Raw genomic sequence first — 22,659 nt, 5'->3', positions numbered from 1 at the left:
AGGGCCACTGCCAAGTCCAGGTAATAAATCCCGGTTGCCTCGAGTACCACACAGGCGACCTGCTGCCCCAGCTTCTTGATCAAAGCCAGGTGCCCCTCTGGAGTTTGTCGGAACTCCTGGATAGGGGGGGTACGGCCAGCACGCCGTATGCACATTACAACTGACTTGGCGCCGACATCGATGCCTACATAATCGCTCACGGGTTCACCTCAACTGCGTGATAGGTAACAATGGTCACCGGTTCCCCGACCTCGCACTTCTTTACCGCTACAACCTTGTGATGCGAAGTCCGCCACTCTTGCGAGTCCGGCTTCGGGATACTCCACGTAGTGGTAATGAGGCGGGGGGCCACTCTACAGGCGAGGTCACGCAAGGTGCCTCCAGGAGCGAACGGCCTCCCCGGTAACTGCTTCCGTCATGGTTGTTGACAGATAAGCTCAACATACAAGGAGCGTCGCCCTCGGCGCGAAGCGGGATTTGTGGGGCGCGTTCAGCCCTGCAGCAATGACTTGAGGTAGTCGCCGAAGCCGCCGCTGGCCCGGCATTCCAGGCGCGCACTGGTGGTCACCCGCGGCGCGGTGCTCCAGGCGATGCGGGCGCCATTGCGCTCGAAGGCGCGCACCAGCTGCACGTCTTCATCGACCGGCAGGGGGCTGAAGCCGCCAGCGTGGCGATAGGCATCGGCGCTGAAGGCGAGGTTGGCGCCATGGATGTGGCGATGGCCGTCATCGGCGTGATAGTGGCGTTGATAGCGGGCCTGGACCTCGGCCTGGATATCGCCCCAGTCGGCGACCTGTACCGTGCCACAGACCACATCGGCATTCAGGGCCAACTGGCTGCTCAGCCAGTCCGCCGCCACCTGGCTGTCGGCGTCGGTGCAGGCGATCCAGGTCGCGCCCTGGCGCAGCAACCAGTCGACACCCGTGGCCCGGGCGATACCGACGTTGCGCGCTTGCAGCGCCAGCGTTTCGACCGGATAGTTGGCCGCCACGGCCGCGGAACCGTCACTGCAGTCGTCGAGCACCACCAGGATCCGTACCGCCAGCGTGAGGTCGCCGTGCCCGGCCGCGGCGAGTACCGATTCCAGGCAGTCGTCGAGAAACAGTTCTTCATTGTGCGCCGGGATGACGATACCGATCATGACGACTGTCCTTCATCGTTCCGTGGCGTCAGCCCTTCGCGCTGGCCGACCGAGGTCGGGTCGGTGCTCCACAGTTCCAGCAGCAGGTCGCTGTCTTCATGGCGCAGCAGGCGTGGCAGTTGCAGTTGTTCGTGCAATGCCTGGTGCACCTGGTCGCCGGTCAGCGGGCAGTCTTCGATGGGCCAGCGCCAATGGCAGGCGAGCAGGCTGCCGCCCTCGGCAAGGGCGCCACGCGCTTTCGCGATCAGGGTGGCCAGATCCTCGCTGTCGAGGTAGTAGGCCAGCTCACTGATGACGATCAGGTCGAAACGGCCTGGCGGCCACTGTTCCGGTAGGCGGGTCTGCACGAAGCGCACGTTGGATTTGTTGGCCAGGCGCTTCTGCGCCAGCTCCAGGGCGATGGCCGAGGTATCGCTACAGAGCAACTGGCTGCAGCGTTCGGCCAGCTTCGCGCTGAGTTCGCCGGTGGCGCAACCGGGCTCGAAAATGCTGCCGTAGTGGCTGCGGGTCAGGGCGGCAAGGGTCAGGTTGCGCTTGCGCTGTTCGTACCAGCGCTCGCGGAACGACCAGGGGTCCTGGCTGGCCTTGTACAGCTTGTCGAAGTAGTTGTCGGCGACGCTCATAGGAAGACCACCTCGAACGGTTGCAGCAGGCGTTCGAGGGTGACACTGGAGAGCACCGGCTCCTGGCCGGTATCCGGGTCGCGGTACAGCTGGCTGGCGAAAGCCTGCACGGCATGCCGTTTACGCGCCAGCATCCATTTGTCCAGGTGCAGTTTGCGGGCCCGTTGCCAGGGAATGCGCGGGTCTTCCGGGCTTGCCCAGTGCCAGGTCCAGACCGGTATCTCGTGCACCGTGGCGCCGACCTGGCGTGCCGCCGCCAGGCTGGCGCGGCCTACCGCTTCATGGTCGCCGTGGCCGTCCTCGCACCAGGTGGTGAAGACCACGTCGCTGGGCTGCAGGTAGGTCAGCAGAAAGGCCTGCAGTTGGTTTTCCTGATCGCTCACGGCGGTGTCGGTGAAGCCGCCGTGTACCCACTTCATCTCGTTGAGGGGCAGGCCGAGGCGCTTCAGGGCATCGGCGCTTTCCTGCGGGCGCACGACGCTCAGCCGCTGTGGCGTCCAGTAGCGCGAGCCCTTGTGGCTGGCGCTGCCATCGGTCACCGAAATCAGCAGGATCTGCCGTTGTTCGCGGGCCAGCAGTTGCAACAGGCCGCCGCAACCGAGGATTTCGTCGTCCGGGTGCGGCGAGACGATCACCGCCCGGGCGTGTGGCGATACCAGTTGCGCGCAACTGATCGCATCGACCTCGCCGAGGTGGTTCGAGCTGTTCCAGGCTTGTAACGACGTCCCGCTGCCAATGATCGGATTGGCTCTCATAGCATCCAGCTCCCTTGTCGTTCTTGTGTCGTCAATGCACCCAGCGCCGCGAGGTCGCGTTCGGCGTGGCTTTGCCGCAGGTAGACCGGCAGGTCGGTCAGGTGGCGGGCCAGGTAGGCCTCACGGCAATAGGGCAGGGCGCCGAGGGCCCGGCCGACGTGGCGGATCACCTGTTCGGCGCTTGCTTCGCACTGGGCGCGCACGCGGCGTACGGGCAACTGGGCGTCGCCCTCGGGCTGCTGGTCGATCCACTGGGCCGTGGCGCGCAGCAGGCTGGCGGCACTCTGCAGCGCGCAATCCACGGCGCCCAGGTGAGCCTGGGCGTGGCTGTCTTCGCGGCGGCCGCAATGCTGCCGCAAGGCTTCGCCGATGGCCTGGGCCGAGCCATACCAGCAGGCGGCGATACCGCCGCCGCCATGCCAGAAGCCCGGCCGCGCGAGGTAGCCGCCGGGAGGGCCGAGCCGTTGCCCGTGGGCGCCGTCGAACAGCACCTCGACGCTTTGCGTGGCCGCCATGCCCACTGCCTGCCAGCCCTGGGTGGTGACCTGCACCCCGGGCTGGTCGAGGGCCACGGCCACCAGTTGCTGCTCGCCGGCCGGGTTCCAGGCGGTGAGCAGCGCGTGGCTGACCACCGCCGCACCGGAACACCAGGCCTTGCGCCCTTGCAGGCGCACGCTGCCATCGGCCTGCTGGGCGTTCAGGGTCACCTTCGCCTGGGGCGGTTCGGCTGCCCACATGCCCCAGGTACTGCCGGTTGGCGGTGCCTCCGCGGCCCATTCCTGGATGATCGCCAGGGCATCGGTATGGCCTTCGTAGAGCTTGCACAGGCTCAGGTCGAAGGCCGCGACCCGGGCCAGGGCCTGCCAGCGCAGCAGGGTCTGGCCCGCTCCCGGCAGCGGCAGGCGATCGAGACCCGCCCGGCACAGCACGTCCATGATGCCCGCCAGCGCCGTTGGGGTGACGGGCGCGGGCAGGGACTGGCTGGCCAGTGTCGCGGCCAGCTGTTCCAGGGAAAAGCCGCCGCTGGGCACGGCCTGCCACCCAGGACGCTCAGCCTTCGCGCCGTCGCCGCGCGACATCAGGAATCGCTCCCGGCCGTTTTTTCCTTGTTCAGTTCGAACAGCAGCAGCGAGCGATGGGTAACGGTGAACTCGCTGCCGAAGGCGAAGGTGTCTTCGTGTTCCTCGTTGTTGGCGCGGTTGGTGTCGAGCAGGCACGTCCAGTGGCTACCCTGGGCCACCTCCGGCATACGGAAGTTGACCACGTCGTGGTGGGCGTTGATCACCAGTAGCAGGGTGGCATCGGCACCGCTGCGGCGGATGCCGGTCGGCTGCGCGCGGCCGTCGAGCAGCATGCCCAGGCAACGGGCGTGGGGATCGTGCCAGTTCTCCTCGGTCATCTCCTCGCCGTTGGGCGACAGCCAGGTTACGTCCTTGACCCCCAGCTCCTCGTTGTAGGCGCCGACGAAGAAGCGCCCCCGGCGCAGGATGGGATAGCTCATGCGCAGTTCGATCAGGCGCGTGACGAAGGCCTGCAACTGCTTGCCCTGCTCGCCGAGGTTCCAGTCGATCCAGCCGATCTCGCTGTCCTGGCAATAGGCATTGTTGTTGCCGTGCTGGGTACGGGCGAACTCGTCGCCGGCCACCAGCATCGGGGTGCCCTGGGACAGCAGCAGGGTGGCCATGAAGTTGCGCATCTGGCGGAAGCGCAGCTCGACGATCTCGGGATCGTCGCTGGGGCCTTCCACGCCATGGTTCCAGGACAGGTTGTTGTTGCTGCCGTCCTGGTTGTTCTCGTCGTTGTCCTCGTTGTGCTTGTCGTTGTACGAGACCAGGTCGTTGAGGGTGAAGCCGTCGTGGGCGGTGACGAAGTTGACCGAGGTGAACGGCCGGCGGCCACGCTGGTTGTACAGGTCGCCCGAGGCGGTCAGGCGGCTGGCCAGCTCGGCCAGTTGCCCCTCGTCGCCTTTCCAGAAGGCGCGCACGTTGTCGCGGAACTTGTCGTTCCACTCCGCCCAGCCCGGCGGGAAACCGCCCACCTGATAGCCGCCGGGGCCGCAGTCCCAGGGCTCGGCGATCAGCTTGACCTTGCTCAGCACCGGGTCCTGGCGACAGGCGACGAGGAAGCTGTGGCGCTCGTCGTAGCCGTCGTGGGCGCGGGCGAGGATGGTCGCGAGGTCGAAACGGAAACCGTCGGCGCCCATTTCCGTGGCCCAGTAGCGCAGCGAGTCGGTGACCATCTGCAGCACGCAGGGGTGGCTCAGGTCCAGGGTGTTGCCGGTGCCCGAATCGTTGATGTAGAAGCGCTTGTCGTCGGGCATCAGGCGGTAGTAACTGGCGTTGTCGATGCCGCGCATGGACAGGGTCGGGCCCAGTTCGTTGCCCTCTGCGGTGTGGTTGTAGACCACATCGAGGATCAGCTCCAGGCCGGCATCGTGCAGGTGCGCGGCCATTTCCTTGAATTCGTTGATGTGACCGCTGGCCAGGTAGTGCGGGTGGGGGGCGAAGAAGGCGATGCTGTTGTAGCCCCAGTAGTTGTTCATGCCCTTTTCCAGCAGATGCTGGTCGTTGACGAAGGCATGCACGGGCAGCAGCTCGACCGAGGACACCCCGAGCTTGCGAATGTGCCTGATCACCTCGGCGTTCATCAGGCCGGCGAAGGTCCCGCGTTTTTCCTCCGGCACGGCCGGATGACGCATGGTCAGGCCGCGCAGGTGGGCTTCGTAGAGCACCGTCTTGTCCCACGCCACGCGCTCGCTGCGGTGCCTGCCCCAGGTATAGGCCGGGTCGATGACCTTGCTCTTGGGCACGAAGGGCGCGCTGTCGCGCTTGTCGAAGCTGAGGTCGCCGTCCGGATGGCCGATCTCGTAGCCGAATAGCGCCTCGGACCATTTCAGCTTGCCGACCAGTTGCTTGGCATAGGGGTCGATCAGCAGTTTGTTGGGGTTGAAACGGTGTCCCGCTTCCGGTTCGTAGGGGCCATGCACCCGGTAGCCGTAGACCTGCCCGGGGTGGGCGTCGGGCAGGTAGCCGTGCCAGATCTCATCGGTGTATTCCGGCAGCTCGATGCGCTCGATCTCCTGCTTGCCCTCGGCATCGAACAGGCACAGCTCGACCTTGGTGGCATGGGCGGAGAACAGCGCGAAATTGACGCCCAGACCGTCCCAGGTCGCCCCCAGCGGAAAGGGCTGACCTTCGGTAATACGTGAGCGTGGTTGACTCATGGCGGGCAGCTCCTCAGTACAGGCGGATCACGCCTTGGGTTTCTTCACGGCGGGTTGGTTGGCTTTGGCCGGGGCCTTGGGCTTGAGCAGCGCCGGCTTTTCCTGGTCGGCCGCCGCCTTGGCGGGCTTGCTGGTCTTGCTCTTGCTCACCGCCGGTTCGGCGGCGGGCGCCTTGGCCTTGCTGGTACGCTTGGCCGGGGCCTTGGGCGGTGGCGTCTGTTCCGATTCGGCGAGCTTGCGCGCCATTTCCCAATGGCGTTTGGCCTGGCCTTCGGGTTTCCCTTCGGATTCCCAGATCTGATAGGCGAATTCGCGGATGCGTTGTTCGTTGGCGCTCATGGCTACGGCTCCTGGTGAAAAGGGTTGGAGAACAGCAGGTTGACGGGAACATCCCGCAACACGTCGGCGAGGGCGACATGGCTGTCGTGCACCGGCACGGCGGACGGGCAGAAGGCGCTGTCGAGGCGCCGGGCAAGCAGGGCAGCGGGCAGGGCGATGCGAGTGTCGCCCCATCGGTCGGAGGGAATCAGTGGCTGGCGGCTATCGGCCAGCAAGGCATCGCTCAGGCGCGGCACCACCACCAGCAGATGCTCGTCGCCATGGCTGCGAGCGAACGCCAGCACCTGGTCGGCATGGCGCCCCGACACCGGCAGTGGCTGGTAGTCGCCTTTGGCGAACAGCGCGCTGTGGCGGGCGCGTACGCCCAGGGTGGCGGCGATCAGCGCCTGCTTGATGCGCCCGTCCTGCCAACTGGCCAGGCACTCGCCGAGCGCGGCGGCGCCGTCCAGCGCCGCCTGGCGCGCGGCGAAATCCACCGGGCGGCGGTTGTCCGGGTCGACCAGGCTCCAGTCCCACCATTCGCAGCCCTGGTACAGGTCGGGCACGCCGGGCACGCTCATGCGCAGCAGGCACTGGGCCAGCCCGTTCAAGGCGCCGGCGGGCGCGATGCGCAGCGCGGCGGCGGCCAGTTCGCCGCGCAGCTCGCGGCCCTGCTCGGCGTTGAGCAACTGCTCGAGGTAGTCGCCACAGGCGCGCTCGTAGGCCGCGTTGGGCGTGCCCCAGGTACTGCGCAGCTTGGCCTCGCGCACGGCCTTTTCCTGCCAGGCGCCGAGGCGTTCGGCAAAGACTCGCAGCCCTTCGCGATCATCGGCGCGCAACGTCAGCGGCCAGCTGCCGAGGAGGATCTGGAACAGCATCAGCTCGTCGCCGGGCGAGGGCGCCAGGCCGTCTTCCAGTTCCCGGCGCAGCGGCGCGGCGAGTTCGCGCCAGTGCCGGCAGCGCTCGGCGAACCAGTCGGCACGCTCGCTGAGCACGGCGATGCGTGCGCGGGTGTCCTCGCCGCGTTTGTGGTCGTGGGTGGCGGTGGTCAGCAGGTTGCCGGGGAACAGGCGGGCGCGCTGCAGGCAGTCCTGATGGAATTGCGCCGGCGTTGCACTGAAGCGTTGCGGGTCGAAACCGACGTCATTGCGCGACAGCAGCACCGCGCTGCGGTAGCAGGCGGTGTCTTCCACGGCCTTGGCCGCGGCCGGCGAGGTCAGTTGCTGGAAACGTTCGAGCATCTTGCGCCACAGCTTGCGCGGTTGCCCCGGCGGCAACTGGCGCAGGGCCTGGCCGCCGAGCCAGCGCTCGAGGTGTTCGAGCAGGGGCCAGTCGCTTTCGGCCAGGGTGCTGCGCGCGCCCTCCAGGGCCCGGGCGAAGACCGCCCGATCGGCGTCGTTGCGCCCGCAGGCACTGGCGTAGGTGCGGTACACCGGGAAGTGCACGATCAGCTCCAGCAGGGCGCGACGGATGGCCCCCAGGGTCAGGTCGCGGGTGGCGATGGCGTCACGGGCGACCCGCAACAGGCCCTGGGCCAGGGCTTCCAGATCGCCGGCCAGGGCGGTGGTCAGCACCAGTTGCCGGGCCTGGCGCACCTCGTCCATGAAGTCGGCGCTGCGGCCGCTGGTCTCGCTCCACAGCTGCGCCAGGATGGCTTCGCCGGCGGGCGCGTGCTGCAACAGCGACACCTGGTTCATGAACTCGTAGCCGGTGGTGCCATCGACGCCCCAGTCAGTGGGCAACTGTTCGTCTTCGCCGAGGATCTTCTCGACGAAGATGGGGAAGTGCGCGCCTTGCAGCGCCGCCGGACGCTTGTCCAGCAGGCGCTCGACACGCCGCCGCAGCTTGCGGCAGTACGCCCGCGGATTGGCCAGGCCGTCGACGTGGTCGATGCGCAGGCCGTCGACCAGGCCGTTTTCGATCAGCTCGAAGATCTTCGCGTGGGTGGCTTCGAACACCGCGTGGCGCTCGACCTGCAGGCCGCCCAGCTCGTTGATGTCGAAGAAGCGCCGCCAGTTGATGTCGTCCGCCGCGGTACGCCAGCTGGCCAGGCGGTAGTGCTGGCGCTCGAGCAACTGGTGCAGGCGCTGCAGATCCTGGGCATCGGCTGGGCGCAGGTAGGCGATGGCGCGCTCGATGGCTTGCGGCGCCGTGGCGGCCAGTTCGGCCAGCTCGTGGCTCAGGCGGCGCGCCTGCTGCTGGCCGGCCGGGCTGTCGTCGAGGGCGGCGAAGCGCGCGCCAAGGGCCTGCAGGGCTGCATGCCCGGAGTACTGCAGCACGTCGCCGTAGCTGGCCGGGTTGAGCGGAAAGTGGTGGTCGTAGTGGCTGGCGTACAGGGTGCCGCGGCGGGCGTCGAGGTGCAGCTCGATTTCCCCGGCGCCGAGCACTTCGCCGTAGTCGCTGCGCAGGAAGGGCAGCAGCAGCTGGCCCTTGAGCAGGGGATCGTGGGACTGCCAGTGGATATCGAAGAACGAGGCGTAGCGACTGCTGACGCCCCATTCCAGCACGTCCAGCCACCAGGGATTGGCGTTGCCGCCCACGGCCATGTGGTTGGACACGATGTCCAGAATCAGGCCCATGCCGCGCTCGCGAAGGGCCGCGACCAGGCGTTGCAGGGCGCGCTCGCCGCCGAGTTCGGGGTTGATGCGGGTCGGATCGACCACGTCGTAGCCATGCATCGAGCCCGGACGCGCGGTGAGCAGCGGCGAGGCATAGAGATGGCTGATACCCAGCCGGGCGAAGTAGTCCACCAGCGGCACCGCGTCATCGAGGGTGAAATCGCGGTGAAACTGCAGGCGCACGGTCGCGCGCAGCTCAGTCATGATAGCGCTCCTCGGCTTCCCGACGGGCCTGTTGCAGGCGCTGCAGGCGCTGGCTCACGGCGGGCTGGTCGAGCATCCGGTCGGCGCGCTCGGCCCAGCGCCGCCGCCAGTTGGGGTGCTCGTGGCCGGGGCCGGGCAGGTTGGGCTGTTCGTGCACGGCCATGGCGTCTTCCAGCGGCAACAGCACCAGCGGCGCCGGTGTGTGGCCGATGAAGGCGATACTGGCGTCGAGCTGTCTTTCCTCCTCGTCGCTGTCCTGCTCGTGCAGATGCCCATGATGCTGCAGGGCCTGGCGCAGGGCCTGGGTTTCGTGGGCGCGCAAGGCATGGTCCTTCTGTGTGTGGTCGTCGGAGCGATGGCCCGCGGCCTGGCGCCAGTGGATGTCCCGCGAACCCAGCCAGCCACGGATGCTCGGCAGGTCATGGGTGGTGGTCGTGGCGAGGGCGTCGCGCGGCCAGTGTTGCGGGGCGATGAAGCCGCTGTGGTTGTGTTCGAACAGCAGCACGCGCATGCCGAGGATGTTGCGCCGCGCCAGTTCCTCGCGCAGCCCGTCGGGCACCGTGCCGAGGTCTTCGCCGATCACCAGGGCGCGGTTGCGCTGCGCCTCCAGGCAGAGCAGGCGCAACAGATCCTGGAAGGGGTAATTGAGGTAGGCCCCGGCCTCGGAGGCTTCGCCCTGGGGGATGATCCACAGGCGCTTGAGGCTCATCACGTGGTCGATGCGGATGCCGCCGGCGTGGGCCAGATTGGCCCGCAGCATCTCGATGTAGGCGCGAAAGCCATGCTCTTGCAGGCCCTGGGGCGAGAACGCGGAAACCCCCCAGCTCTGTCCGGAACGGTTGAGGATGTCCGGGGGCGCGCCAATGCCGACCGCCTGCAGCATCTCGGCCTGGCGCGACCAGCCCTGGCTGCCCGCGGCATCGGCGCCCACCGCCAGGTCGGCGATCAGGCCGATGGCCATGCCGGCTTCGCGGGCGCTGCTCTGCGCGCGATCCAGGCCGCGGGCGATCAGCCACTGGGCGAAGGCGTGGTAGTCGATCTCATGTTCGTGGCCGGCGCAGAACTGGCGCACGGCGTCGTTGCCCGGGTCACGGTACTGTTCGGGCCATACGCGCCAGTCCTGGGGCAGGTCGTTGCGGCTCATGAAGCCATGCAGGGCTTCGAAGCGGCAGTGCTGCAGCAGGGCATCGCCGCCTTCGCGGCGAAAGGCCTCGAAATCGCCGCGTAGCGGATGGGGGGCCTGGATGAACGCTGCATGCAGGTGGCGCAGGATACGCTGGCGGCTATCGGCCACCGCGGGCCAGTCGATCAGCTCCAGCGACTCCAGGCGGGCCAGTTCCTCGCGCAGGCCGCAGGCGTGGATCGCCTGGTGCAGCATGGGTTCGCCGAGCACGCTGCCCGGCGCGGCGTGCAGCACATTGAAGAACAGCCGGCTGGACGGCGAGTAGGGGCTGTAGTTATGGCTGTTGGCGCTGAACATGGCGTGCACCGGGCTGATCGCCAGGGCATCGGCGCCTTTGCCGGCAGCGCTGCGCACCAGTGCCTGCAGCGCTTCGGTGTCGCCCAGGCCGCCATCGTGGGGGCGGCGCAGGGAGTAGAGCTGGGCGGTGAGGCCCCAGATGCGGGCATGGCTGCGGCCGCTCAACTGGGCGACGCTCGGGCAGGCCTGCGGCGCCACGGCCAGGGTCACTTGGCGATCGCCGATCAGCAACTGGTGGTAGCCGCAGCCGTCGAGGGCGGGCAGGCGGCCTTCGTCATCCAGATGCGCCTCGATACGTCCGCCGTTTTCCAGGTTCAGGACGAATGCGCTGCCCGCCGGAAAATGCCTGGCCAGGGACAGCTTTTCGTGTTGTTCCAGGGTCAGCAGCGGGCCGAGGGCCGCGCTGCGTCGCTGTTCGTGCAGATGTTCGAGGCTGTGCTGGATCTGTTGCGGACTCTGGGCGGCATGGCCGAGCGCTTCGAGCAGACGGCGCTGGGCTTCCGGCGTCACGGCCTGGGCATTGCCGTCGGCATCGATCCAGTCGATGCTCAGGCCCGCCGCATGGGTCAGTTCGGCCAGCAGGCGATCGCTCATACGCCGGCCTCCAGGCTGACCAGCACGCTGCGCGGTGGCAGTTGTTGCGGGTTGGATCGATCCGGCAGGCCATGGGCGAACAGCCGCTGCGCCTGTTCGGCGAGGGGCTCGATGGCGACCGGGGCGGCAGCGAGGTTGAGGTCGATACGCAGACTCTGGCCGTTACCCAGGGTCCAGCGGGCGCTGACCGCGCCGGGAGCCAGCACCCGTGCCGCCTCCGCGCGAGCGCCGGGCAGGTGGGGAACCAGGTGGCGTTGGCGCAGGCGCAGCAGCTCGCCGTAGAACGCCAGCCATTGCTGGCCGCAGGCGCTGTCGCGGGCGGCGTGATCCGGGCTCGAGGCGTGGAAGGTGCCGGGTGCGTTGGGCGGCGGGATATCCTGGCCGGCGAACAGGGAGAACTCGCGGAACTCGTTCTGCCGGCCCTTGCGCACGGCTTCGCCCAGTTCCTCGTTGTGCGAGGTGAAGAACTGGAACGGTTGCTCGCAGCCCCATTCCTCGCCCATGAACAGCAGGGGGATCATCGGGCAGAGCAGCATCAGGGCGGTGGCGCTCTTCAGCGCGTCGACATCGCTCAGGCCCAGCAGGCGATCGCCGAGGGCACGGTTGCCCACCTGATCATGGTTCTGCAGAAACAGCACGAAGGCGGTTGGCGGCAGGTGCGCGCTGACGCGGCCCCGTGGCGTACCGTGGCGGGTGGTTTCGCCCTGATAGATGAAGCCTTCCTGCAGGCAGCGCGCCAGCTTGTGGGTGGCGTCCTCGGCGAAGTCGGCGTAGTAGCCTTCGGCTTCGCCCGTGAGCAGGTGATGCAGCACGTTGTGGCCATCGTCGTTCCACTGCGCGACGAAGCCGCGCTGCAGCAGATCGGCGTCGTTGTTCTCGTTCTCCAGCACCAGGTGCAGGTGGCGTGAGGCGGGCACGGCGGCGTGCAGGCGGCCGGCCAGCTCCAGCAGGAAATCGCATTCGCCGATGGCGTGCACGGCATCCAGGCGCAAGCCGTCGATGCGGTAATCGAGTACCCACATCAGGGCGTTCTCGATGAAGAAGTCGCGCACTTCGCGACGGCGGAAATCGATGGCCGGGCCCCAGGGCGTATGCACATCCTCGCGGAAGAAGTCGCTGGCGTACTGCCCCAGGTAGTTGCCGTCGGGGCCGAAATGGTTGTAGACCACGTCGACGAACACCATCAGGCCCAACTGGTGGGCACTGTCGATCAACTGGCGCAGCTGCGCGGGGCTGCCATACGAAGAGTCCGGGGCGAAGGGCAGTACCCCGTCGTAGCCCCAGTTGCGGCCACCGGGGAACTCGCCGAGCGGCATCAGCTCGATGGCGGTGACGCCGAGTTCGCGCAGCGCGGGCAAGCGGGCTTCGACGCCGGCATAGCCGCCCAGGCTGCCGACATGCAATTCGTAGAGCACCGTTTCGTGCCAGGGCCGGCCCTGCCAGTGGTCGCTGCGCCAGACATGGGCGCGTGGGTCGTCCACGCGACTCGGCCCATGCACGTCGTCGACCTGGCTGCGTGACGCCGGGTCGGGCACCAGCAGCCGTTCATCGATCAGGTAGCGGTAAGCGCTGCCGGCCTCCAGCGCCAGCCGGGTGGCGAACCAGCCGTCCGGCGCTGGCGCCATGGCATGGCGCTCGCCGCCTTCGAGTTGGACCGCCACCGTACGGGCGTCAGGCGCCCAGAGGGCGAAGTGGGTGTGGCCATGCTCGTCCAGCCAGGCACCGTGTCGTCGAGGTCTTTCCGCCATCACGCCAGTTGCCCACCCGATTTTTTCGCCGCCATCAGGCTCTTGTACAGTGCCGCGTAGGGTTGCACCGACTGCCGCCAGTACAGCGGCGAGGTCATGGCCTTGTTGCGCATGGCATTGAGCAGATCCGCGTTGCGGTATACCGACATCGCCCGCAGGACGGCCTCCAGGTAGCTATCGGCATTGGCTTCGCGGAACAGGAAGCCGGTCACGCCATCCTCGATGGTGTCGGCCAGACCGCCGGTGGCCCGGGCGATGGGCAGCGAGGCGAAGCACTGGGCATACATCTGGCTGAGGCCGCAGGGTTCGAAGCGTGACGGCATCAGCAGGAAGTCGCTGCCGGCGAACATGCAGCGGGCGTCGGCCTCGTTGAAGCCGACGTTGGCGCCGATCCGCCCCGGGTGACGCTGGGCCAGTTCGCGCACGGCCTGTTCCAGGTGTTCCTCGCCGCAGCCGATGATGGCGATGCGGCCGCCTTCGGCGACGATGCGATCGGCGATCTGCAGGGTCAGGTCGATGCCTTTCTGCTGGACCAGGCGCGATACCACGGCGAACAGCGGGCCGTCGCCGGGTTCCAGGCCGAACATCTGCTCGACGTGGCGGGTGTTGGCGCGCTTGCCCTGCCAGTCGTTGGCGCCGAAGGCGCGTACCAGGTGCGGGTCGGTCAGCGGGTTCCAGCTCTCGTCGATGCCGTTGGGGATGCCGCTCAGCTGGTTGAGCCGCACCTTGAACTGGAGCATGCCTTCCAGGCCGCAGCCGAAGGCTTCGGTGGTGATCTCGCGGGCGTAGTTGGCACTCACCGTGGTGACATGGTCGGAGTACACCAGGCCGGCCTTGAGGAACGACAGCTTGCCGTAGAACTCCATGCCCTGGTGACCGCAGGCGGATGACGGCAGGCCCAGTTCCGGGCTGCATTCCAGGCCGCACAGGCCCTGGTAGGCCAGGTTGTGAATGGTGAACACCGAGGGTGTGTCCAGGCCGCGCCAGGACATGTAGGCGGAGGTCAGGGCGGCCGGCCAGTCGTTGGCGTGGACCAGCTCGGGGCACCAGTTGATGCAGGCGGTGCCGGCGGCGATTTCCGCGGCGGCCAGGCCCAGGCGGGCGAAGCGGATATGGTTGTCCTGCCAGTCGCGGCCATGGCTGTCGCCGTAGGGGGTGCCATCGCGTTCGTAGAGTTCGGGGCAGAGCAGCACGTAGACGATCAGGCCATCGGGCAGGGTCATGCAGCCGATGCGGCAGTCGGGCAGGGCGGCGTGGCCGGGAATCCGGCCGACCTCGCGGATGGGGTGGCCGCTTTCCAGCACCTGGCGGTAACCGGGGATCAGCACGCGGATGTCGTGGTCGGCGCTGAGCGCGCGTGGCAACGACGCCGACACGTCACCCAGTCCGCCCACCTTGATCAGGTCGGCGAGTTCGGGGGTGACGAACAGGATCTTCTTCTTGACCGCATGCAGGTTCTTTACATTGGGTCGAGGTTTGAGCGAAGTGACTACAGAGGCCGATTGATCAAACCGTGTGGCCGCGACCGCGTTTCCCATACCATCCTCCTATTGACCTTTTTCCTTTGCTAGGCAATTGCTTCGCTCGATTACCGCATAGGGGAATACGCCGCATTGTTTCCCCGGATAAACCCAGTTGGGCAGGAGGAATAGCTGACTTTCTGGTTGATGATTCCCACCTACTTCATGACCTGAGCCCGCGCGTAGAAGTTTCGACTTTTTTATTAGCTGTCCGCGAGCCCTGGGTATGAATGGCAGCGCTGAGGAGTCTCTTCTGCCACCGGGGTGGAAGTGGCCATTTTTTTCCTGCGAAAATCCCGCTTCACCGGTGCTTTCATCTGCCTTTCAATAACTCCGCGAGTAAAAGGCAAAGCCAGGGCCAAGCCCTTGCAGGCCGCGGGGCGACAGGCGGTCGTCAGCGCAGGGCATCGGCGTTCGAAGCGCTGGGCGAGTGCGACGAAAAGTGTCATGGGCAGGCGCTGTTCAAACTACCGTTTGAATGGTTCGTGCTGGCACTTGGGTGGCGATGGCAATTTAACTTGAACGTTTATTCAAGTTCGAAAGTTGCCGCTGCGGAACTTCGTCCTGAGTCGCACCTTAGTGGGCAACTTTGCCATGCCGGCGCCGGGGGAAATTAGTTGCACGGGTGCTGTTTAAAACATCCGCCTGTCGAATATAACGAACGACTTTCCCGGGTGATGTGGCTTGCGCCCATACCGGGTGCCGTCTTGCAATCTGCTACTGTGCCTGCCGTCGCTCTCCAGGCGACGGTCATCCGTGTCATCACCGGGCTGCATCCATGAATATCGATACCCGCATCAAATTCCGCCATCTGGTCTGCTTTCTCGAGATCGCCCGCCAGCGCAGCTTCGCCGGGGCGGCCGACGCCCTGGCCGTGAGCCAGCCCGCGGTGTCGAAGACGCTCAAGGAACTGGAGACGATCCTGGCCGCGTCGTTGTTCGAACGCGGCAAGAGCGGCGTCAGCCTGACCACGGCGGGGCTGGCGTTCATGCGTTATGCCGGCCCCTGCGTGCAGGCCCTGCGCGATGGCGTGGCGAGCCTGCGTGGCGCCGAGCATGAGGGTGGCCAGGTCAGGGTGGGCGTATTGTCGACCGTGGAGAGCCTGTTGATGCCCGAGGTGGTGCGCCGCCTGCACCAGCGCCATGGGGCCTTGGTGGTGAGTGTCGCCACCGGGCCGAGCGCTTATCTGCTGGCGCAGTTGCGCGTCGGCGAACTGGATCTGGTGGTCGGGCGCATGACCGACAGCCCGGAGATCCAGGGGCTGAGCTTCGAGCACCTGTACAGCGAGTCCATGACCCTGGTGGTCAGGCCGGGGCATCCGCTGCTGGCGCTGGGTATCGAGGCCCTCGGCCAGCTCGGCGACTACCCGCTGGTGCTGCCATTGGCGGGCACCACCATCCGCCGCTATGCCGACAGCCTGTTCGTCCAGTGTGGCGTCGCGCAGCCGCGTCAGCGCCTGGAAACCCTGTCGCCGGCGCTGAGCCGGCGCTACGTGCAATGCAGCGATGCGCTGTGGGTGGCGCCGCTGGATGCGGTACGCCTGAATCTGCACAGCGGCGAACTGGCCGAACTGTCCCTGGGCATTCGCGAGCCCGGCGGTTCGGTGGGCATCTGCAGCAACGCCACGCTGCCCCTGTCCCTGGCCGCCCACTGGTGCTGCGAGACGCTGCGCGAGCTGGCGGTGGAGTACCGCGAGCGTCTTCAGTAAGGCGATAGCAGCCATAAGCTGCAAGCCTCAAGCTTCAAGCCTGTAGGATGGGTGAAACCCATCAATTGCCGATGGGTTGCACCCATCCTACGAACGGCCGCTTCCGCCTTTGAGCAAGCACTCGGCCTGCCGTACCCAGCAGGCGTTATCCAGAGTTGCAGGGTGGACGACGCTCCATCCGTCCACCGCCCTGCCATTGCAATGGTGGACAAAAAGAGCGTTGTCCACCCTACGCCTGCCTGCGTCTTTAGCTTGAAGCTTATTGGCTGCTACGCCGATCCGGATCTTCAAGGTCGTCGGTTCGTGGTGCTGTGCTTTTCATAACCATTTGGTTATGTTTGTGCGGCTTATTTTCAATAGGCCGGCAGCCGCGTTTACCCGAAAATGGCCGACACAGCCTGCTCGACAGGTCGACTCCACAATTTCAATAAACAGGAGCGTCCCATGCCTATTGAGGACAACAGCCGTTTCGTCATCCGTGATCGCAACTGGCACCCCAAGGCCTTCACCCCCGACTACAAGACGTCCATCGCGCGCTCGCCGCGCCAGGCGCTGGTGAGCATCGGGCAATCCCTCTCGGAAACCACCGGGCCGGATTTCACCCACCTGAAAATGGGCCGCCACGACAACGACCTGCTGCTCAACTTCAACAATGGCGGCTTGCCGGTGGGCGAGCGCATCATCGTCTGCGGTCGGGTCATGGATCAGTACGGCAAGCCGATTCCGCACACCTTCGTGGAGATGTGGCAGGCCAACGCCGGTGGCCGTTACCGACACAAGAACGACCGTTACCTGGCGCCGCTGGATCCGAATTTCGGCGGCGTGGGACGTACCCTCACCGACAGCGAAGGCCACTACAGCTTCCGCACCGTCAAGCCCGGGCCTTACCCATGGCGCAATGGCCCCAACGACTGGCGCCCCGCGCATATCCACTTCTCCATCAGTGGCCCGTCGATCTCGACCAGACTGATCACCCAGCTGTACTTCGAAGGGGATCCGCTGATCCCGCTGTGCCCCATCGTCAAGTCCATCGCCAGCCCCGATGCGGTACAGACGCTGATCGCCAGGCTCGACATGAGCATGGCCAATCCCATGGACTGCCTGGCCTACCGTTTCGACATCGTGCTGCGCGGCCAGCGCAAGACCCACTTCGAGAACTGCTGAGGAGCGCCCGTCATGCCCGTCGAATTACTCCCTGAAACCCCTTCGCAAACCGCCGGCCCCTATGTGCACATCGGCCTGGCCCTGGAGGCCGCCGGCAACCCGACCCGCGAGCAGGAAGTGTGGAACCGGATGGCCCGTGCCGAGGCGCCGGGCCAGCACATCACCCTGGTCGGCCATGTCTACGACGGCAACGGCCATCTGGTGCGCGATGCCTTCCTCGAGCTGTGGCAGGCCGACCACGAGGGGCGCTACGATGCCCGCTACGACCAGGAAAAGCCCTTCAACGGTTTCGGCCGCACCGCCACCACCTTCGATGCCGGCAGCGCCTGGACGGCGCAGACGGTCAAACCGGGGGTGCTGCACAATGCCGCTGGCGTGCCGATGGCGCCGCACATCAACGTCTCGCTGTTCGCCCGTGGCATCAACATCCATCTGCACACCCGGCTGTACTTCGAGGATGAAGCCGAGGCCAACGCCAAGGACCCGGTGCTCAACCTGATCGAGCAGCCACAGCGTCGTGAAACCCTCATCGCCCGGCGCTGCGAAATTGACGGCAAGCTGGCATACCGCTTTGATATACGCCTCCAGGGTGAAGAAGAAACGGTGTTTTTTGACTTTTGAGCCGCCCGTCGAAGCGATCGCAGCGCATGTCCGGCAAGCTTTCAAGGCTGCGCTGGAGGCCCGTGGGTTCCGCGCCGATGCGGCGCAACAGACCGCCATCGATACCCTGGCGCACTGGCTGCAAGGCTGGTGCGCCGGGCGTCGTGGCTGGCTGCGCAAACCCGCGGCCGGCGTTTACCTGTGGGGAGGCGTAGGCCGCGGCAAGAGTTTCGTCATGGATGCGTTCTTCGCCGCCGCGCCCATCCAGGCCAAGCGTCGCGTGCACTTCCATGCCTTCCTCCAGGAGTTGCAGCAGCGCATGGCGGCCTTCGCCGGGCAGCCCGATCCCCTGGTACTGGCGATCCGCGCCCTGGCCCGGGATATCCGCCTGCTGTGTTTCGACGAATTCCATGTGCACGATATCGGCGATGCCCTGTTGTTGCGGCGTCTGCTCGATGTCCTGGTCGAGGCCGGCGTCGGCCTGGTGATGACCTCCAACTATGCGCCTGCCGGGTTGTGCCCCAATCCGTTGTACCGGGAGCGCTTCATGCCGGCGATCACGCTGATCGAGAAGCGCTTCACCGTGCTGCCGCTGGAGGCCGGCATCGACTACCGGACGCTGTCCGACAGCGGCCAGCAGTGGGGCGAATACGCCTGGCCACAATCGGCCGGCGGCCTGGATTACCTGCAGCGCTGGCTGGGTTTCGACGACAGGGTGCTGCGTGATCAGGTGCTCGAGGTCAACCATCATCCGCTGCAGGTTTGTGCCCTGGCGCCCGGCAATGCCTGGCTGGCATTCGCCGAGCTCTGCGCCCGGGCCCATTCCACCCGCGATTTTCTCTGGTTGCTGCAGCGCTATCCGCGCCTGGCCCTGAGCGGGGTGCCGACGCTGGACAGCCAGCCCACCGATGCCTGCCAGCGCTTCATCAATCTGGTCGACATCGCCTATGATGCCGGCGCGCGTCTGCTGCTGTGCAGCGAATTCAGCCTGGAGCGCCTGTGCCGGGGCTCGCCGCACCAGGACTTCGGACGCACGCGAAGCCGTTTGAACCAGTTGCAGCCACGCGACCTCTCAAGCGCTGCCCGTGATGGTCGCGATAAGGAATCCTGAGACCGTGCTGCAGATCTTCCAGATTACCGCGCCGATCTTTCTGTTGATCGGCCTGGGCTATGCCGCCGCCATGAGCGGATTGCTCAGCCGCGAGCAGGTTCGCGGCATCGGTACCTTCGTCATCACCTTCGCCATGCCGGCGCTGCTGATCAAGACCCTGGGTTCCTCGCCGATCCAGCAGACCATGATCCCGGGTTATCTCCTGGCCTACGCCCTGGGTTCGCTGGCGACTTTCTGGCTGGCGTTCGCGGTGTCACGCTGGCTGCGCAGGGACGGCCTGTCGGGCTGTGCGATCAACGCCATGGGCATGTCGGTTTCCAACAGCGGCTTCATCGGTTATCCGCTGGTGGCGGCGGCCATCGGCACGCCGGCGGTGTTGGGCATGGCCATGGCCATGCTGGTGGAGAATCTGTTGCTGATTCCCATGGCCCTGGTACTGGCCGAGGCTGGCAAGCAGCAGGGCGGCGGGCTGGGCACGGTCTTGCGCATGACCTTCGGCCGTTTGCTGCGCAACCCGATAATCGTCGGCATCGTCATCGGCCTGGGCGTATCGCTGCTGGGCATCGAAATCCCGCCGCTGCTGTTCAAGCCCATCGACATGCTGGCCGGGGTTGCCGCGCCGCTGGCGCTGTTCGTCATCGGTGCCGGCCTGTTCGGCATGCAGGCCCGGGGCGTGTGGTTCGACGCGGCCTGGATCGCCGCCGGCAAGCTGATCCTGCACCCCCTGGCGGTGCTGCTGGCGTTCATGCTGCTGCCCGATGTGGATCCAGTGATGAAGGCCGTGGGCGTGCTGTTCGCCTGTGCGCCGATGCTGAGCATCTTCCCCATCCTCGGCCAGCGTTTCGGCCTGCAAGACCGCTGCTCCGCCACCTTGCTGGTGGCGACTTCGTTGTCCTTCCTCACCATCAGCGTGGCGCTGCTGCTGATCGGCAACGCGCAGGCGGCGTAGGCTGATTTCCTGTAGGAGCGACGACCTCGCCGCGAATAGTGGCCGTGATACGGAGTGTGCGGGGGGCCAAGATCGCATCGCCCCGAGGTCGGGGCTCCTACCTGGGCGGTGGCTGCCGCGGTTTCCTGCAGGAGCGGCGACCTCGCCGCGAATGCTGGCCGTGATGCCGACTGTGTGGGATGGCCGAAATCGCATCGCCCCGAGGTCGGGGCTCCTACCTGGGCGGTGGCTGCCGCGATTTCCTGTAGGAGCGGTGACCTCGCCGCGAATGCTGGCCATGATACGGAGTGTGCGGGGGGCCAAGATCGCATCGCCCCGAGGTCGGGGCTCCTACCTGGGGGGTGGTTGCCGCGATTTCTGTAGGAGCGGCGACCCCGCCGCGAATGCTGGCCATGAGGCGGGTCTGGCGGGTGGCAACCCGCGCGCATCACGCCGTGGTCTCGTCGTCCCGGCGCCAGTAGCCGGCAGCCTTGAGCCGTTCCTCGTCGACGCCGTGCTGCTCGATCAGCAGGCGGCGGATCTTGCGCGACTGGCTGGCTTCGCAGGCCACCCAGGCATACAGGTCGCCAGCGGGCAGTTGCAGCTCCGCGGCCGCATCGACCAGGCTGCGTCGATCGTTGCGCATCAGCCAGTGCAGGCTGACCTCGGCGGCGCTCGGCAATGCCTGCTTCTCGGCTTCGTCCTCGATTTCCACCAGCACCGTGACCCGGCGCCCGGGCGCCAGGCCCTCGAGCCAGCGGCCGATGGCGGGCAGGGCGGTTTCGTCGCCGATCAGCAGGTAGCTGTCGAAGATGTCCGGCACCACCAGCGAGCTGCGCGGACCGGCGATATGCAGGTGCTGGCCCGGCTGCGCCTGGGCGGCCCAGGTGGCGGCGGGGCCGTCGCCATGGAGGACGAAGTCCACGTCCAGCTCGCCACTCCCGGCGTCGTAGCGGCGCGGGGTGTAGTCGCGCATGACCGGTCTGTCACCGTCACGCCCGGCGAGGAAGTCGTCGAGGCGTCGTCGTTCCTCCGCGTTGCTGGCAAACAGCAGTTTGATGTGATCGTCGGCGGCCGCCGAGACGAACCCCTGCAGTTCGCTGCCGGTGAAGGTCACGCGGCGCATGCGCGGGGTGATGTCGACCACCCGGGCGACAGCCAGGTGCCGGCGCACGATGTCGTGCATCACGCGTTGCACGCTGTTGGAGGCGGTTGCGGTCATCGGGTCACTCCTGGGTGGGGGCAAGGCTGGAGCCGTCGCTGATGGCTTTGGCGGTGTGCTCGAGCAGGGCGCAGACCCGGGCGATTTCCTCTTCGCTCCAGCGCCCGTGGTGCATCTTCAGGGCATGGCGCAGGGTGGCCACGGCCTGTTGCACGGCCGCTGGGCGATCATGGCCGTGCAGCGCCTGGCGACTCAGTTCGATACGCGCCCGCACGCCCTGCAGCGCCACGGCCTGGCCCTCTAGCCACTGGCTGCCGTTGGCACTGATGCGGTAGGACTTCTTGCCGCTTTCGGCGTGGCTGACGATCAGTTCGCTTTCCTCGAGAAAGGTCAGGGTGGGGTAGATCACCCCGGGGCTCGGGCTGTAGCTGCCCTCGAACAGCGCTTCGATGCGGCGGATAAGGTCGTAGCCATGGCTTGGCGTTTCGGCGATCAACGCCAGCAACAGCAACTTCAGATCGCCCGGGGCGAAGATGCGCTGGCCACGTTCGCGGCTCTTGTGGCGATGCTCCTCGAGACCATCGGAAGGGGAGGTAGCGGAGAAGGACGGTTTGTTACGCATGAGTGTGTGGTTCCCTATTTAAGATAGGACTTAAGATATATCTTAAATGGAAAAATGCAAAGCATTCTGTTCAAGCCTCAAGCCTCAAGCCTCAAGCCTCAGGAAAAAGCGTATACCCCGCCTTGCATGCATTGCGATTATCGAACCCGGGTCCGATAATCGCGCAAGACCGTCAGGACCAGTGGAAAGCACCATGACCGAATCCCGTTCCCTGCCATCGCCCATGGCGCCGCCGATCATCGCTTCGCCGGCCAAGCGCATCGAGGCTTTTACCGGCGATCCCAATTTCATGACGTCCCTGGCCCGAGGGCTGGCGGTGATCCACGCTTTCCAGGAGCGCAAGCGCCACCTCACCATTGCCCAGATCAGCCACCGCACGGAAATCCCCCGCGCCGCGGTACGCCGCTGTCTGCACACCTTGATGAAGCTGGGCTACGTGACCACCGATGGACGGGTCTATTCGCTGTTGCCCAAGGTGCTGACCCTGGGCCATGCCTACCTCTCCTCGACGCCCATGGCGGTGACCGCCCAGCCGATCCTCGACCGCCTCAGCGAGCAACTGCACGAGGCCTGCTCGATGGCCACGCTGGAGGGCGACGAGATTCTCTACATCGCCCGTTCGGCCACGCCGCAGCGCCTGATATCCGTGGACCTGAGCGTCGGCAGCCGCCTGCCGGCCTACTGCACGTCCATGGGCCGGATCCTCCTGGCGGCGCTCGACGATGCCGCCCTGGACGATTACCTCGGCCATGCCGAACTGCAGGTCAAGACCAGCCGCACCCTGCACACGCCCGAGGATCTGCGCGCCAATATCGAGGAGATCCGCCGCCAGGGCTGGGTGATCATCGACCAGGAGCTGGAAGTCAGCCTGCGCTCCATCGCCGTGCCGCTGAAGGATTCGGCCGGGCAGGTGCTGGCCGCGCTCAATGTCGGCACCCATGTCGGCCGGGTTTCCCGGCAGGAGCTGGAAAGCCGTTTCCTGCCGGTGCTGCTGGAGGCCAGCCGGGAGTTGAGCACCAGGCTGTTTCACTAGAACTTTTGCCTTCAACCGGCTGCGCCAGCGCGCACGACCGGTTCCCGGGGGCGCTTCGGCCTCACCATTCAGCAGCCTGATGGTGGATGGGCGCGACTATTTCCTTC

Annotated in this window: 18 protein-coding genes and 1 pseudogene; 6 read left to right on the top strand and 13 right to left on the bottom strand. The window is 66.4% G+C overall.

What is annotated here, in order from left to right; genetic code table 11:
• The 11 genes and pseudogenes from DNK34_RS25550 to glgA form a co-directional block, all read right to left on the bottom strand.
• Window positions 1-200 (bottom strand): annotated as a pseudogene (locus DNK34_RS25550) (IS110 family transposase); the annotation flags it as partial.
• A 290-nt stretch (window positions 201-490) separates the two neighbouring features.
• On the bottom strand, window positions 491-1,141 hold the full coding sequence (locus tag DNK34_RS02845; RefSeq protein WP_131177554.1) for a glycosyltransferase family 2 protein: 651 nt from the start codon (window positions 1,139-1,141) through the stop codon (window positions 491-493).
• Window positions 1,138-1,764: a class I SAM-dependent methyltransferase gene (locus tag DNK34_RS02840; RefSeq protein ID WP_131177553.1), complete on the bottom strand. Its 627-nt coding sequence runs from the start codon at window positions 1,762-1,764 to the stop codon at window positions 1,138-1,140. The genes DNK34_RS02845 and DNK34_RS02840 overlap by 4 nt, the downstream gene beginning before the upstream one ends.
• Entirely contained in the window at window positions 1,761-2,519 is a 759-nt protein-coding gene (locus DNK34_RS02835; protein WP_131177552.1) for a PIG-L deacetylase family protein, read from the bottom strand. Before DNK34_RS02835 ends, DNK34_RS02840 begins: the two co-directional genes overlap by 4 nt.
• Window positions 2,516-3,598 carry an acyl-CoA dehydrogenase family protein gene (locus DNK34_RS02830; protein WP_207390836.1) on the bottom strand — a complete coding sequence of 361 codons (1,083 nt, stop codon included), beginning with the start codon at window positions 3,596-3,598 and terminating at the stop codon, window positions 2,516-2,518. The genes DNK34_RS02835 and DNK34_RS02830 overlap by 4 nt, the downstream gene beginning before the upstream one ends.
• Window positions 3,598-5,742, bottom strand: coding sequence for a glycogen debranching protein GlgX (gene glgX / locus DNK34_RS02825; RefSeq protein ID WP_131177551.1), 2,145 nt, complete (start codon window positions 5,740-5,742; stop codon window positions 3,598-3,600). Before glgX ends, DNK34_RS02830 begins: the two co-directional genes overlap by 1 nt.
• 27 nt (window positions 5,743-5,769) lie before the next feature.
• Entirely contained in the window at window positions 5,770-6,081 is a 312-nt protein-coding gene (locus tag DNK34_RS02820; RefSeq protein ID WP_131177550.1) for a DUF2934 domain-containing protein, read from the bottom strand.
• Window positions 6,082-6,083: 2 nt separating this feature from the next.
• Complete coding sequence (locus tag DNK34_RS02815; RefSeq protein ID WP_131177549.1) at window positions 6,084-8,882, bottom strand: malto-oligosyltrehalose synthase; 2,799 nt, start codon at window positions 8,880-8,882, stop codon at window positions 6,084-6,086.
• Window positions 8,875-10,956 carry a 4-alpha-glucanotransferase gene (malQ, locus tag DNK34_RS02810; RefSeq protein WP_131177548.1) on the bottom strand — a complete coding sequence of 694 codons (2,082 nt, stop codon included), beginning with the start codon at window positions 10,954-10,956 and terminating at the stop codon, window positions 8,875-8,877. Before malQ ends, DNK34_RS02815 begins: the two co-directional genes overlap by 8 nt.
• A complete protein-coding gene (gene treZ, locus DNK34_RS02805) occupies window positions 10,953-12,704 on the bottom strand; it encodes a malto-oligosyltrehalose trehalohydrolase (RefSeq protein WP_131177547.1) in 1,752 nt (583 codons plus the stop codon). The genes malQ and treZ overlap by 4 nt, the downstream gene beginning before the upstream one ends.
• Window positions 12,704-14,242, bottom strand: coding sequence for a glycogen synthase GlgA (gene glgA, locus DNK34_RS02800; RefSeq protein ID WP_131177546.1), 1,539 nt, complete (start codon window positions 14,240-14,242; stop codon window positions 12,704-12,706). The genes treZ and glgA overlap by 1 nt, the downstream gene beginning before the upstream one ends.
• 760 nt (window positions 14,243-15,002) lie before the next feature.
• Here glgA and pcaQ point away from each other — a divergent pair.
• From pcaQ to DNK34_RS02775, 5 genes are all read left to right on the top strand, one after another.
• On the top strand, window positions 15,003-15,932 hold the full coding sequence (gene pcaQ / locus DNK34_RS02795) for a pca operon transcription factor PcaQ (RefSeq protein WP_131177545.1): 930 nt from the start codon (window positions 15,003-15,005) through the stop codon (window positions 15,930-15,932).
• Between the two features lie 444 nt (window positions 15,933-16,376).
• Window positions 16,377-17,096 carry a protocatechuate 3,4-dioxygenase subunit beta gene (pcaH, locus tag DNK34_RS02790; protein ID WP_131177544.1) on the top strand — a complete coding sequence of 240 codons (720 nt, stop codon included), beginning with the start codon at window positions 16,377-16,379 and terminating at the stop codon, window positions 17,094-17,096.
• Window positions 17,097-17,108: 12 nt separating this feature from the next.
• Complete coding sequence (gene pcaG / locus DNK34_RS02785) at window positions 17,109-17,717, top strand: protocatechuate 3,4-dioxygenase subunit alpha (protein ID WP_131177543.1); 609 nt, start codon at window positions 17,109-17,111, stop codon at window positions 17,715-17,717.
• Window positions 17,707-18,807 (top strand): cell division protein ZapE, encoded by a 1,101-nt coding sequence (zapE, locus tag DNK34_RS02780; protein ID WP_131177542.1) that lies wholly within the window; start codon window positions 17,707-17,709, stop codon window positions 18,805-18,807. Before pcaG ends, zapE begins: the two co-directional genes overlap by 11 nt.
• 4 nt (window positions 18,808-18,811) lie before the next feature.
• Window positions 18,812-19,756, top strand: coding sequence for an AEC family transporter (locus DNK34_RS02775; protein WP_131177541.1), 945 nt, complete (start codon window positions 18,812-18,814; stop codon window positions 19,754-19,756).
• Window positions 19,757-20,183: 427 nt separating this feature from the next.
• Here DNK34_RS02775 and DNK34_RS02770 read toward each other — a convergent pair whose 3' ends face one another.
• Entirely contained in the window at window positions 20,184-20,957 is a 774-nt protein-coding gene (locus DNK34_RS02770) for a siderophore-interacting protein (RefSeq protein ID WP_131177540.1), read from the bottom strand.
• Between the two features lie 4 nt (window positions 20,958-20,961).
• A complete protein-coding gene (locus tag DNK34_RS02765; RefSeq protein WP_131177539.1) occupies window positions 20,962-21,519 on the bottom strand; it encodes a PadR family transcriptional regulator in 558 nt (185 codons plus the stop codon).
• Between the two features lie 193 nt (window positions 21,520-21,712).
• On the opposite strand from DNK34_RS02765, the gene DNK34_RS02760 reads away from it, so the two are divergent.
• Complete coding sequence (locus DNK34_RS02760; RefSeq protein ID WP_131177538.1) at window positions 21,713-22,552, top strand: IclR family transcriptional regulator domain-containing protein; 840 nt, start codon at window positions 21,713-21,715, stop codon at window positions 22,550-22,552.
• Window positions 22,553-22,659 lie beyond the last annotated feature (107 nt).

The organism is Phytopseudomonas dryadis (assembly GCF_004327355.1).
In the GTDB taxonomy this organism is placed as follows: domain Bacteria; phylum Pseudomonadota; class Gammaproteobacteria; order Pseudomonadales; family Pseudomonadaceae; genus Aquipseudomonas; species Aquipseudomonas dryadis.
This window is presented reverse-complemented; position numbering and strand designations above follow the sequence as displayed.

Excerpts from the sequence above, each read along its gene's own strand:
- pcaH (WP_131177544.1), top strand. The coding sequence starts at position 16,377 with ATGCCTATTGAGGACAACAGCCGTTTCGTCATCCGTGATCGCAACTGG.
- pcaG (WP_131177543.1), top strand. The coding sequence starts at position 17,109 with ATGCCCGTCGAATTACTCCCTGAAACCCCTTCGCAAACCGCCGGCCCC.
- pcaQ (WP_131177545.1), top strand. The coding sequence starts at position 15,003 with ATGAATATCGATACCCGCATCAAATTCCGCCATCTGGTCTGCTTTCTC.
- DNK34_RS02820 (WP_131177550.1), bottom strand. The coding sequence starts at position 6,081 with ATGAGCGCCAACGAACAACGCATCCGCGAATTCGCCTATCAGATCTGG.
- malQ (WP_131177548.1), bottom strand. The coding sequence starts at position 10,956 with ATGAGCGATCGCCTGCTGGCCGAACTGACCCATGCGGCGGGCCTGAGC.
- DNK34_RS02760 (WP_131177538.1), top strand. The coding sequence starts at position 21,713 with ATGACCGAATCCCGTTCCCTGCCATCGCCCATGGCGCCGCCGATCATC.
- DNK34_RS02830 (WP_207390836.1), bottom strand. The coding sequence starts at position 3,598 with ATGTCGCGCGGCGACGGCGCGAAGGCTGAGCGTCCTGGGTGGCAGGCC.
- DNK34_RS02770 (WP_131177540.1), bottom strand. The coding sequence starts at position 20,957 with ATGACCGCAACCGCCTCCAACAGCGTGCAACGCGTGATGCACGACATC.
- glgA (WP_131177546.1), bottom strand. The coding sequence starts at position 14,242 with ATGGGAAACGCGGTCGCGGCCACACGGTTTGATCAATCGGCCTCTGTA.
- DNK34_RS02835 (WP_131177552.1), bottom strand. The coding sequence starts at position 2,519 with ATGAGAGCCAATCCGATCATTGGCAGCGGGACGTCGTTACAAGCCTGG.
- glgX (WP_131177551.1), bottom strand. The coding sequence starts at position 5,742 with ATGAGTCAACCACGCTCACGTATTACCGAAGGTCAGCCCTTTCCGCTG.
- DNK34_RS02765 (WP_131177539.1), bottom strand. The coding sequence starts at position 21,519 with ATGCGTAACAAACCGTCCTTCTCCGCTACCTCCCCTTCCGATGGTCTC.
- treZ (WP_131177547.1), bottom strand. The coding sequence starts at position 12,704 with ATGGCGGAAAGACCTCGACGACACGGTGCCTGGCTGGACGAGCATGGC.
- DNK34_RS02815 (WP_131177549.1), bottom strand. The coding sequence starts at position 8,882 with ATGACTGAGCTGCGCGCGACCGTGCGCCTGCAGTTTCACCGCGATTTC.
- DNK34_RS02845 (WP_131177554.1), bottom strand. The coding sequence starts at position 1,141 with ATGATCGGTATCGTCATCCCGGCGCACAATGAAGAACTGTTTCTCGAC.
- DNK34_RS02840 (WP_131177553.1), bottom strand. The coding sequence starts at position 1,764 with ATGAGCGTCGCCGACAACTACTTCGACAAGCTGTACAAGGCCAGCCAG.